Origin of the sequence: Streptomyces sp. LMG1-1-1.1 (assembly GCF_040815545.1) — a bacterium.
In the GTDB taxonomy this organism is placed as follows: domain Bacteria; phylum Actinomycetota; class Actinomycetes; order Streptomycetales; family Streptomycetaceae; genus Streptomyces.
On record NZ_JBFPNH010000030.1, the window covers coordinates 97,035 to 108,449 of the forward strand.

Annotated in this window: 9 protein-coding genes; 4 read left to right on the top strand and 5 right to left on the bottom strand. The window is 74.2% G+C overall.

The annotated features are described in order from the left end of the window. Nucleotides 1-67: 67 nt before the first annotated feature. From MRBLMG1_RS17780 to MRBLMG1_RS17795, 4 genes are all read right to left on the bottom strand, one after another. Nucleotides 68-1,588 carry an acyl-CoA synthetase gene (locus tag MRBLMG1_RS17780; RefSeq protein WP_367825015.1) on the bottom strand — a complete coding sequence of 507 codons (1,521 nt, stop codon included), beginning with the start codon at nucleotides 1,586-1,588 and terminating at the stop codon, nucleotides 68-70. A 723-nt stretch (nucleotides 1,589-2,311) separates the two neighbouring features. Continuing rightward, nucleotides 2,312-3,496, bottom strand: coding sequence for a nitrate/nitrite transporter (locus MRBLMG1_RS17785; protein ID WP_367825024.1), 1,185 nt, complete (start codon nucleotides 3,494-3,496; stop codon nucleotides 2,312-2,314). 232 nt (nucleotides 3,497-3,728) lie between these two features. Further along, nucleotides 3,729-5,429 (bottom strand): GAF domain-containing protein, encoded by a 1,701-nt coding sequence (locus MRBLMG1_RS17790; RefSeq protein WP_367825016.1) that lies wholly within the window; start codon nucleotides 5,427-5,429, stop codon nucleotides 3,729-3,731. Between the two features lie 52 nt (nucleotides 5,430-5,481). Then, entirely contained in the window at nucleotides 5,482-6,543 is a 1,062-nt protein-coding gene (locus MRBLMG1_RS17795) for a rod shape-determining protein (protein ID WP_367825017.1), read from the bottom strand. A gap of 469 nt (nucleotides 6,544-7,012) precedes the next feature. Here MRBLMG1_RS17795 and MRBLMG1_RS37455 point away from each other — a divergent pair, with 469 nt between their 5' ends. Then, nucleotides 7,013-8,107 (top strand): SCO2400 family protein, encoded by a 1,095-nt coding sequence (locus MRBLMG1_RS37455; RefSeq protein WP_422664611.1) that lies wholly within the window; start codon nucleotides 7,013-7,015, stop codon nucleotides 8,105-8,107. A 17-nt stretch (nucleotides 8,108-8,124) separates the two neighbouring features. On the opposite strand, the gene MRBLMG1_RS17800 is transcribed toward MRBLMG1_RS37455, so the two are convergent. Then, complete coding sequence (locus MRBLMG1_RS17800) at nucleotides 8,125-8,559, bottom strand: MarR family winged helix-turn-helix transcriptional regulator (protein WP_367825018.1); 435 nt, start codon at nucleotides 8,557-8,559, stop codon at nucleotides 8,125-8,127. Nucleotides 8,560-8,664: 105 nt separating this feature from the next. Between MRBLMG1_RS17800 and MRBLMG1_RS17805 the strand changes: the two genes are divergently transcribed. The 3 genes from MRBLMG1_RS17805 to MRBLMG1_RS17815 form a co-directional block, all read left to right on the top strand. Then, nucleotides 8,665-9,684 (top strand): NADP-dependent oxidoreductase, encoded by a 1,020-nt coding sequence (locus MRBLMG1_RS17805; protein ID WP_367825019.1) that lies wholly within the window; start codon nucleotides 8,665-8,667, stop codon nucleotides 9,682-9,684. Nucleotides 9,685-9,748: 64 nt separating this feature from the next. Next, a complete protein-coding gene (locus tag MRBLMG1_RS17810) occupies nucleotides 9,749-10,171 on the top strand; it encodes an organic hydroperoxide resistance protein (RefSeq protein WP_189504394.1) in 423 nt (140 codons plus the stop codon). 185 nt (nucleotides 10,172-10,356) lie between these two features. Further along, nucleotides 10,357-11,415, top strand: a 1,059-nt coding sequence (locus tag MRBLMG1_RS17815; protein WP_414721601.1) for a serine/threonine-protein kinase, incomplete at its 3' end; no start/stop codon positions are given.

Genomic DNA, 11,415 nt, shown 5'->3' on the forward strand with positions numbered 1-11,415 from the left:
CGGGGCTTCCGGGGTGGGACCCGGGCCTTCCCGCTCGGCGGGTACCAAAGGACCCGACCCCTGAGGCTCAACGGGTCCCAGGCAGCGCCTTCTTCAGGACCTTCCCCATGTCGTTGCGGGGCAGCGCGTCCAGATAGCGCACCACGCGAGGCCGCTTGTGCGGGGCGAGCAGCCCCGCCACGTGATCGGCGAGCTCGGCCTCCCCCGGCGGCTTCTCCCCGTCCCGCGGCACCACCCAGGCCACGATCCGCTCGCCCAGATCCGCGTCCGGCTCGCCCGTGACGGCCGCCTCCAGCACACCCGGGTGGTCGAGCAGCGCGTTCTCGATCTCACCGGCCCCGATCTTGTAGCCACCGCTCTTGATCAGGTCGGTCGCCTTCCGCCCCACCAGCCGGACCGCCCCGTCCGCCTCGCGCACCGCCATGTCCCCGGTCCGGAACCAGTCGCCGTCGAACGCCGCCGCCGTCGCCTCCGGCCGGCCCAGGTACCCCGAGAACAGGTTCGGCCCCCTCACCTGCACCTCCCCGACCGTCTCCCCGTCCAGCAGCCCCAGCACCGAACCGTCCTCGTCCACCAGCCGCAGATCCACCCCCGCCAACGGCACCCCGACCGTCCCCGGCCGCGGCTCGCCCCCCGGCAGCACACTGGTGTTCATCAGCGTCTCCGTCATCCCGTACCGCTCCACCACCACCCGCCCCGTCGCCGCCGCGATCCGCTCATGGTCGTGCACCGGCAGCGCCGCCGAACCGGACACGAGCAGCCGCGCCCCCGCCAGAGCCGCCACGAGCCCCGCGTCCCCGTCGAGCGCCTCCGCCAACCGGTGGTACATCGTCGGTACGCCGAACAGCACCGTCCCACCCCCCGCCCCCAGCTCCCGCGCCACGCCCTCCACCGAGAACGCGCCCAAGTGCCGTACCTCCCCACCCCTCCGCAACGGCCCCAACACACCGAGCACCAACCCATGCACATGGAACAACGGCAACCCGTGCACCACCACGTCCTCCGCCGTCCACCCCCACGCCTCCGCCAACGCGTCCAACGACGCGGCCACCGCCCGCCGCGACAACTCCACCCCCTTCGGCGGCCCCGTCGTACCCGACGTGTACACGACCAGGGCGGGGGACTCGGGGTCGTGGGCCTCGGACGGGGGAGGACTGGTGGGGTTGAGAGTGCCCGTGGGGTTGAGGGCGCCAGTGGGGTCGATGGGGTCGCCGGAGCCATCGGGGCCGCCTCGTCCGCCGAGCTCCACGTCGATCCGCTCGATGCCCGCCAGCCCGGCCGGCAGTTCGTCCGCCGGGCCCGCCAGGACCGCGCCGGGCGCGCTGTCCCCGACGATGTGCGCCAACTCCCGTTCGCCCGTCCGCGGATTGAGCGGCACGACGGGCACGCCCGCCGTCAGGGCCGCCACCACCGCCACCACCGTGTACGCACTCGGCGTCGCCCACACCGCGACCCGCTCCATCCCCCCGATCCGCGCCGCCGACGCCCCGGCGGCCCGCGCCAACTCGCCGTACGTCAAGCGGTCCGCGCCGAAGCGCACCGCGGGCCGGTCGTTCAGAGCCGTCAACGCCGGAAACAACGCGCTCACCGTTCACACTCCTCGCTCCACCAGGTCACCCCTACCACCCCATTCTGCCGCCCCACCCCCACCAGCCCCGGGCCTCCACCGTGACCGCCCCCCCTCCCCGGCCCACCCCGTTGTGGGCACTCGTCGGCCGGGAATCGATGCCCCCTCCCCGGGCCGCCCTCGTTGTGGGCACTCGTTCGCCGGGGTGGTGCCCACCTTCCCCGGCCCACCCCCGTTGTGGGCACAACGGACGACGCGCCCCCGCCCGCCCCGCTGCGGGCGCAACGGACGGTGCCCCACCCCGGCCACCCTCGTTGTGGGCAATCGTTCCGCTGGGGCGGAACGGGTGGGCACAACGGAACGGCGCCCCTTGCCGGGCCTAGGCTTCCGCGCCCGAACCCGCACCGGTCGCGCGGCGAACTATGGGTGCGGGCAGGTGCAGGGGGGCGAGGCGCCGCCAAGGGCGCCGTCCCGTGTGCCCACCCGTCCCGCCCCAGCGGGACGATTGCCCACACGGCGGTGGGGCGGGGCAGGGCCGGGCGGCGGCGGGCACGCGGGCGCAGCCCGCACGTGGCACGGGTGCGGACACGCGTGGCGCGGGTGTGGTGGCGGCGGCGGCCGGCGTGGAGGCGCGGGTGTGGTGGCGTCGGCCAGGGTGGAGGCGCGGGTGGTGGCGTCGGCCAGGGTGGAGGCGCGGGTGGCGGCGGCCGGGGCGGAGGCGCGGGCGGTGGTGGAGGCGTGGGGTCAGGGGTGGGTGGTGGTGAGGTGGGGGGATTGGGGGTCGGGGGCCGCGGCGCCGGGGCGGATGGTGCGCATGCGGCCGTAGGCGTAGACGCAGCCCGCGAGGGCGAGGTCGGAGAGGAGCATGAAGCCGATGGAGTAGGAGCCCTTGGCGCTGTAGATCGCGCCCATGACGAGCGGCGGGAGGAACCCGCCGAGGCCGCCCATCGCGCCGACGATGCCGGTGACGCTGCCGACCTTGGCTTGGGGGGTGACTTGGGAGACGAGGGCGAAGACGGAGCCGCTCGCGGTGCCGAGGCCGGCGGCCATGATGAGGAGGGCGGTGGTACCGCCGGGGTCGAGCGGCGGGTCGAAGGCCTGGACGATGGCGAGGAGGGCGACGACGCCGAGCGCGGCGGCGGTGACGAGCGCGGGGTGGATCCGGTCGGAGAGCCAGCCGCCGATGGGCCGGAAGACGACGGTGACGAGGGCGAACCCGGCGGCCTTGGTGCCCGCGTCGGTGGGGTCGAGCTCGTACCAGGTCTTGAGGTACGTGGGCAGGTAGACGCCGAACGCGACGATGCCGCCGAAGCCGATCGCGTACAGCGCCGAGAGCTCCCACGTCACCCGTAGCCGCCCGGCCGCGCCGAGGCGGCTCGCGAGGGAGGCGGTGGGCACAGGCCGGTCGGGCCGGTCGGTGATGAGGAAGGTGGCGAGCACGGCGTACACGGCGAGGGCGATGGCCACGACGATGAACGGCAGGTTCTCGCCGTGCTTCGCGATCCGGGGCGTGAAGTAGCCGGAGAGCGCGACGCCGCCCATGCCCATGCCGAACACCCCGAGGGCCAGTCCCCTTTTGGCGGGCGGGAACCAGGAGTTGACCAGCGGGATGCCGATGGCGAACGTCGTGCCGCCGAGGCCGAGCAGGAAGCCGACGACCAGCATCAGGCCGTAGCTGTCCGTGGCCACGATCAGGAGGAGCACGGGGATGATCGTCAGCGCCGAGACGAGCGGGAACATCGTCTTCGCGCCGTACCGGTCCGTCAGCGCGCCCGCCGGGACGCGCCCGACCGAGCCGACCAGGACGGGGATCGCGACGAGCAGCGACTGCTGGAACGAGCTGAGTTCGAGGCGGTCGCCGTACCAGCTGGCCAGGGGTGCGATCAGGTCCCACGCCCAGAACGTGAGCGCGAAGCCGATGGTGGCCATCACCAGGTTGCGGTAGGCCGCCGCGGTCGGGGGCTTGGTGTCGGTGTCCACACCCCCCAGTCAAGATCCCGACGGGAGGCGCGGCGCGCGGGACTGCTCCGTACGGGTGCCCGCGTCCGGGGACCCGGTACGGACTCCATGGCGCCGGTCGCCCGGCACTGGGAGCCGTACGTCTCCGACGGCCGCACTCCAGCCGTGTCACCCCGACCAGGGGGTCCGGACGACGGAACGCCTACGGCCACGTCACGGTCACCGGTGGCGTTCCGTCGTCCTCGACGCGGAGGTGGACGCCGTCGGGTCCGGCGGAGACGTCGACGGTGAGCGCGGTGACGTGGGGACGGCGGTGGGCGGCGGCGAGTGCGCCGCGCAGGGTGGCGAGGAGCCGGGCGGCCTGGTCGTCCTCGGTGAGGGTGTCGACGGCGCCGGAGAAGTGGACGGACGGCTGGAAGCCGAGGAGGGCGGCGGCGCCGCCGGTCTCGCGGAGGACGCGGCCGCGGAAGGACGCGGGCGCGTCGGCGGGGGGCTGCTGGAGGGCGAAGATGGTCGTACGCACTTCCTGGATCGTCGAGTCGAGCTCGTCGACGGCGCGGCCGAGCAGCTCGTTCTCGTCGGACGAGCCGGCGGCGCGGCGGCGGGTCGACTCCAGCATCATCTCGGTGGCGAACAGGCGCTGGACGACCAGGTCGTGGAGGTCCCGCGCGATCCGGTCCCGGTCCTCGTACACGGCGAGCCGTTCCCGGTCGTGGCGCGCGTCCGCGAGGACCAGGGCGAGCGCGGCCTGCGAGGCGAACTGGGAGGCGAGGAGCCGGTCCACGGCCGAGTACGGCGGGTCGCCGCGCCGCCGGGGCAGCGCGAGAGTGCCGATCAGCTTCCCGCCGCTCTGCAGCGGCAGCATCATCGACGGGCCGAAGCGGGTGCGGACGGCGGTCGTCATCCTGGGGTCGGTCGCGGAGTCCTCGACGAAGACGGCTTCCCCGCCGAGGAGCTGGACGAGCACGGGGGAGCCGGGCGCGATCGTCGTGCCGACCAGGTCGCCCGGGTCGTCGGTCGCGGAGGCGGCGACGATCTCCATCCCGCCCTCGGCGGTGGGCTGGAGGACCACCCCGGCCGAGGCGCCGGCGAGGAGGCGGGCCCGTTCGGCCACGGTCGTCAGGGCGTTCTCGGCGGACGCGCCGGTGAGCAGGGCCGTGGTCACGGCCGCGGCCCCCTCGATCCAGCGTTCCCGCTGCCGGGCCGTCTCGTACAGGCGGGCGTTGCCGATGGCGATGCCCGCCTGGGAGGCAAGGACCCGGAGCAGCGCGAGGTCCTCCTCGGTGAAGCCGCCCGGGCGCTTCTCGGTGAGGTACAGATTGCCGAAGACCTCGGTGTGGACCCGGATCGGGACGCCGAGGAAGGCGCGCGTCTCCGGATGGCCCTCCGGTACGCCCGCGGTACGCGGATCGGCCGTCAGGTCGTCGATCCGGAGCGACGACCGAGGGTCCCGCACGAGGGCGCCGAGGAGACCGGTGGGGTCGTCCGGGAGGCCGGTGCGGTCGTCGGGGGGCCCGGTGGGGTCGTCGGGGAGGCCGGTGCGGTCGTCCGTGAGCCCGGTGCGGTTGTCGGGGGGCCCGGTGCGGTCGTCCGTGAGCCCGGTGCGGTTGTCGGGGGGCCCGGTGGGGTCGTCGGGGATCAGGGCGATGCGCTGCCGGTCCTCGTCCGTCATGCCGGACGTGAAGAGTTCGGTGAGCCGGTGGCGCTCGGGGTCGACGACCCCGAGCGCCCCGTAGCGCGCCCCGGTCAGCTCGGTCGCGGAGTCCACGATGTGCTGGAGGGTGGTGCGCAGTTCGAGATCCGTGCCGACGCTGAGGACCGCTTCGAGCAGCAGGGGCAGGCGGGGCGTGTCGGTGCCGTCGTCGGTGTCCGCGGCCTCGGCGTCCTCGTCCATGATCGTCATGGTCTCATTGTCGTACGAATCAGGGGATTTGGCTGCTTTGCGTACGCCGGGCTCAGTCCTCGTCGTCCAGCGGGTTCCGCTCCGCCAGCGGGTCGAGGATCATCGGCTGGACCTTGCCCTCCAGCATCGCGCCGAGGCCCAGGACCGCGCAGACGTCCGGGCGTTCGGCGATGTGCACCGGCATCCCGGTCGCCTCGCGCAGCATCTGGTCCAGCCCCGGCAGCAGGGCGCTGCCGCCGACCATCATGATCCCGCGGTCCGCGAGGTCGGCCACCAGGTCCGGCGGGCAGTCCCGCAGCACCTTCCCGATGCCGTCGAGGACCGCCGTCAGCGGGGTGTGGATCGCCTCCCGCACGGCGGCCGTGTCGACGGTGACCGAACGGGCCAGGCCCGTGGCGACGTCCCGGCCGTGGATCTCGGTCACGGCCGGGCCCTCGGCCGTCAGGCCGTTCCCGCTCAGGGCGAGTTGCAGCGGCCGGACCGACTGGCTCGGCAGCATCAGCTCGTGGTGGTGGCGCAGGTGCTGGATGACGGCGTGGTCGATGGCGTCGCCGCCGACCGGCATCCGCTCGGCCGTCACGATCGCGCCGAGCGAGAGCACCGCGACCTGGGTCGTCGCCGCCCCGCACACCATGATCATGGTCGCCGTCGGCTGCTCGACCGGAAGGCCGCAGCCCACCGCCGCCGCGATCAGGGTGTCGACCAGTTCGACCCGGCGCGCCCCGAGACCGACGAGGGTCTCCACGGCGGCGCGCTGCGCCAGCGGGTCGCTGTCGTGCGGGGTGCACGCGGCCGCGCGCAGCCGGGGCTTGCGGCGCAGCTGCCGGCGCAGCTTCTCGCCGAGGAGATGGCGGAGCATCCGCTGCGCCATGTCGATGTCGACGACGGTGCCGCCCGACACCGGGCGGACGACCCGGATGTAGTCGGGGGTGCGGCCGGTCATCTTCTCCGCCAGCGCGCCGACGGCGATCAGCGCTCCGGTACGGGTGTTGACGGCGGCGACGCTCGGCTCGTCGACGACGAGTCCGGCGCCCTTGACGAAGACCCGGGTGCGGGCGGCACCCAGGTCGACGGCGACATGGCAACGACGCAGCTGCTCAAGGCTGACGGTCACGGCGGATCCTCCGGAGTGCGGTGCTGGCACGGGCGAGGTGGTTCGCGTTGCGCGTTCCTGTTCGCATCGTCCGGCCGTCCGGGCCCCGGCGCGCGCTGGGCTGCGCCGCCCGGGGCCCGCCGACGCCTGCGGGCCGGCCCGGGCGGAGGGGTCGGACGGCTCGCGGGTGGGGCGGGCGGATGGCCGGCCGGGCGCCTCCGTGCCGGGCCGACCGATCGACCGGACGCCTTCCGCGCCGGGCGGGCCGGGCCGCGCCGACCCGACGGGAAGCCCGCGTGGCCGACCGGTTCGGACACCCTCCGCGTGCGGCCGGTGACGGAGGTGGTGGGCCGGGCGCGGCGGGTCCGGAGGCGATCCTTCCCGAAGCGGGAGAATCGCGGCGCACCGCCGACGACCTGGGGTTTCCTCACAGGATCCTCACCTTGCCGCCTCGTTGTCACCGCACCGGGCCGCATAGCCTGCGGGCCCCATGGACTACTGCTACGCGTGCCGGCGGCATCTCAACGGGGCCCTCGCCTGTGCCGGGTGCGGGACTCCCGTCGAGCAACTGCGGTACCAGACCCCCCACATACCGGCCGACCCGCCGGCCCCCACACCGGTCCACACCCAGGACCCCGCCTACGGTGAGCCCCACCTCGCCTACGCCGAACCCCGGGCTGCCCACACCGAGCCCCACCTCGCCTACGCCGAACCCCGGCCTGCCTATACCGATCCCCACCTCGGCTACGCCGAGCCGGCCAGCACCTACGCCGAGCCGCGCGGAAGGTACCCCGAGCCGGACGGCGCCCGTGCCGAGCCGGACCGCGCGTACTCCGAGCCGGACCCTTCCGGTCGCGATCCCGATCCCGCGCCCGATCCCGCCCCCGAGCACGTCTACGAACTGGACGTCCTGGAGCCGCCGCGACCCTCCGCGGGTGGGCGGCGTGCCGCGCGCGGCGCCGGGCGGGAGCTCGCGGCGGCCCGGGGGCGTACGACCGCACGTCGGGGAAGGCGCTCCCGGTCGCGTGGGGCGCGCACGGTCCTGGTGAGTACGGTGGGCCTGGTCCTCGCGGCCGGAACGCTGAGCCTCGCGCGGCTGGCGCTGGAGGATCCGCCGGCGGACGGTGCCGCCACGGCGGTCGAGGAGTTGGACGTCACCGCGACGCCGCTCGCGCCCGAACCGCTGGACGACACGCAGCCGCCGGACGGCGTGGGTCCGTCCGCGGTCACCGACGCGCCGGCTTCCGGTCGGCCTCGCCAGGTGAGTGCGGGTACCGGCACGGGAAGTCGGCGGGGATCGGGTTCCGCGTCCGGGGCGGGTACGGGAGCGGCGTCCGGTACGGGGTCGGGGCCGGGTCCGGCCACGGGGCAGGGAGACGGCGGTGTCCCGGCGGAGCAGCCGACGGGCACGGGTTCGCCGTCCGCGCCCGCCGCGACGCCGTCGTCGACGGCGGGTACCCCGACTCCCACCGGCTCGGGAAGTCCCGGCGGGGCCACGCCCTCGACGACGGGGCCCACGCCGAGTGGCTCGCCGACGCCGAGCCCGACGCAGACCTGTACCCGTTTCCTCTGGTGGTGCGTGTAGGAGCCGGGGGTCGGGTCCTACGCGACGCCTTCGCCCAGCATGCGCCTGAGCAGGTCGCGGAGGAGGGTGCGCTCGGTCTCGGAGAGTTCGCCGAGGGGTTCGCGGGCGAAGCCGAGGGAGTCGCGTAGGCGGCGGGCGGTGTCGTGGCCCTCGGCGGTGGGGACGGCGAGTTTGACGCGGCGGTCGTCCGGGTCGGGGTGGCGTTCGACCAGGCCGCGGGCTTCGAGGCGGTCGACGATGCCGGTGATGTTGGAGGGCTCGCACTTCAGCTTCTGGGCGATGCGGCGCATGGGCAGCGGGTCGAGGGAGAGCAGGCCGAGGACGCGGGCCTGGGCGCCGGTGAGGGCGTGCTGCGCGGCCGCCTGCTCGTACTCCTCGTAGTAGCGCGCCACGACCGTGCCGATCAGCTCGACGACTTCGAGGGTGAGGGGGTCCGTGCGTGAGGTGGCCATGGGGCTCAGTCTACCCAGATACTTGACAACATGAAATATTCAGGCGCATGGTTGTTTGAGGTAGTAAACCTTTTGTGATCCAAAGCTTTTCTGGAGGCCGTGCTCATGTCCGTACTTCCCGCGTCCAGCCGTGAGTGGCACCTCGTCGCCCGTCCGCACGGCTGGCCCGTCCCCGCGGACTTCGCGCTGCGCGAGACCCCGGTCGCCGAGCCCGCCGAGGGCCGCATCCTCGTGCGCAACCTGCACTTCTCCGTCGACCCGTACATGCGCGGCCGGATGAACGACGTGAAGTCGTACATCCCGCCGTTCCAGCTGGACCACCCGATGGACGGCGGCGCGGTCGGCGAGGTCGTCGCCTCGAACGCCGAGGGCTTCGCCGTCGGCGACCACGTCCTGCACGGTCTCGGCTGGCGCGAGTACGCCGACGTCCCGGCCAAGGGCGCCACCAAGGTCGACCCGGCGCTCGCCCCCCTCTCCGCGTACCTGGGCGTGCTCGGCATGACCGGCCTCACGGCCTACGCCGGGCTCTTCGAGGTCGCCTCCTTCAAGGAGGGCGACGCCGTGTTCGTCTCCGGCGCGGCCGGGGCCGTCGGCAGCCAGGTCGGCCAGATGGCGAAGCTCCGGGGCGCCTCCCGCGTCATCGGCTCCGCCGGCTCCGACGAGAAGGTCAAGTTCCTCGTCGAGGAGCTCGGCTTCGACGCCGCCTTCAACTACAAGAACGGCCCGGTCAAGGACCAGCTGCGCGAGGCCGCCCCGGACGGCATCGACGTCTACTTCGACAACGTCGGCGGCGACCACCTCGAAGCCGCGATCTCCTCGCTCAACGTGCACGGCCGCGCCACCATCTGCGGCATGATCGCCCAGTACAACGACACCGAGCCGGTCGCGGGACCCCGCAACATGGCGATGATCATCGGCAAGCGGCTGCGGCTCCAGGGCGTCCTCGTCGGCGACCACTACGGCCTGCAGAACCAGTTCGTCCAGGAGGTCGGCGGCTGGCTCGCCTCCGGCGAGCTGAAGCACCGCGAGACCTTCGTCGAGGGCATCGAGAACGGCGTGGACGCCTTCCTCGGGCTCCTCCGCGGGGACAACACCGGAAAGATGATCGTCTCGGTGACCCGTTAGTCTTCCCTCAGCCGCCGCGATCGTGGGCGCGAGTCGCGGCGAACAGCAGAAGGAAGTACCCGGCATGTCCATCCAGCACACCGACGTCCTGTACACCGCCGTCGCCACCGCCGAGAACGGCCGTGACGGTCGGGTGGCCACGGACGACGGTCAGCTCGACGTCGTCGTCAACCCGCCCAAGGCCATGGGCGGCTCCGGCGCCGGCACCAACCCCGAGCAGCTCTTCGCGGCCGGCTACAGCGCCTGCTTCCAGGGCGCGCTGGGCGTCGTCGCCCGCAACGAGAACGCGGACGTCTCCGGCTCGACGGTCACCGCCGAGGTCGGCATCGGCAAGAACGACGACGGCTTCGGCATCATCGTCAAGATCTCGGCGACCATCCCCAACGTGGACGCCGAGACCGCCAAGAGCCTGATCGAGAAGGCCCACCAGGTCTGCCCGTACTCCAAGGCGACCCGCGGCAACATCACGGTCGAGCTCGCCGTCTGACCTACGGCGCCGCACACTGGGCGAGGGCCGCACCCCGACCGACCGGGGTGCGGCCCTCCCTGCTTTCCCGCCGTTCGGGGTGCGCCCCACGCCGCCTTCCCGCCGTTCGGGAGGCGCCCCTCGCCGTGTCCGGAGGCGCCGCGACTGCGGCATCATGTCCGTGTCCAGCGGACGGGGGAGGTCGAGTGTCGTCGCACAACGGGCCTGAGCAGGCCGGCCACGGGCTCATCGGCGGGCGGTACCGCCTGGGGGAGCGGCTCGGACAGGGCGGCATGGGCGTCGTCCGGCGGGCCACCGACGAGCTGCTCGGCCGCCAGGTCGCGGTCAAGGCGCTCGTGCTCGACGACGCGGCCGACCCGGCGGGCGCGCTGCGGGAGGCGCGGGTCGTCGCCCGGATCCGGCACCCCCACGTGATCGTCGTCCACGACGTCGTCGAGCACGAGGGCCGGCCCGCGCTGGTGATGGAGCTGGTCGAGGGCGGTTCGCTCGCCGACCGGCTGGCGGCCGGCCGCGTCCTGACCGTCCGGGAGACCGCCCTCCTCGGCCTCGACCTGCTCGACGCGCTCGGCGCCGCCCACGCCCTCGACGTGCTGCACCGGGACGTGAAACCGGCCAACGTCCTCCTGGAGAAGGGCAGCGGCCGGGCGGTCCTCACCGACTTCGGCATCGCCAGCCTCCCCGGCGCCACCACGCTCAGCGGCACCGGCGTCTTCGTCGGCACCCCCGAGTACACCGCGCCGGAGCGGATGCAGGGCGCCGCCGCCGGCCCGGCCTCCGACCTGTGGTCGCTCGGGGCGCTCCTCTGCGCGGCGGCCACGGGCACCTCGCCCTTCCGCCGCGACTCGATCGGCGCCGTCCTGCACGCCGTGGTGTACGAGGAGATCCGGCCGTCGGAGCGGATGGGACCGCTCGTCCCGGTCGTCCAGGGCCTCCTCGAACGCGACCCGGCCCTCCGTCTGGGCGCCGCCGACGCCCGCCGGATGCTCGCCGCCTGCGCGGCCGCCGACGACCCGGCCGACGCCCCGACCCCGGTCCGCCCCCCGACCGTACGACCCGAGGCCGCGACACCGGTCCCTCCTGCGACGGATCGGCCCGAGGCCGCGACGCCGGTCCGCCCGCCGGCCGCACGGCCCGAGGGGCCTCCGCCCGTCCATCCGCCGACGGCGCACGACCAGGGGCAGGACGCCACGCCGCGGCGGCCCTCGGGGCCGGAGGCGGTGGGGCGCCCCGACGGGCGTACGGAC

What these genes read in the sequence shown, in the direction of transcription:
- MRBLMG1_RS17785 (WP_367825024.1), bottom strand. Translation starts at nt 3,496, where the DNA reads ATGGCCACCATCGGCTTCGCGCTCACGTTCTGGGCGTGGGACCTGATC.
- MRBLMG1_RS17790 (WP_367825016.1), bottom strand. Translation starts at nt 5,429, where the DNA reads ATGACGATCATGGACGAGGACGCCGAGGCCGCGGACACCGACGACGGC.
- MRBLMG1_RS37455 (WP_422664611.1), top strand. Translation starts at nt 7,013, where the DNA reads ATGGACTACTGCTACGCGTGCCGGCGGCATCTCAACGGGGCCCTCGCC.
- MRBLMG1_RS17800 (WP_367825018.1), bottom strand. Translation starts at nt 8,559, where the DNA reads ATGGCCACCTCACGCACGGACCCCCTCACCCTCGAAGTCGTCGAGCTG.
- MRBLMG1_RS17805 (WP_367825019.1), top strand. Translation starts at nt 8,665, where the DNA reads ATGTCCGTACTTCCCGCGTCCAGCCGTGAGTGGCACCTCGTCGCCCGT.
- MRBLMG1_RS17810 (WP_189504394.1), top strand. Translation starts at nt 9,749, where the DNA reads ATGTCCATCCAGCACACCGACGTCCTGTACACCGCCGTCGCCACCGCC.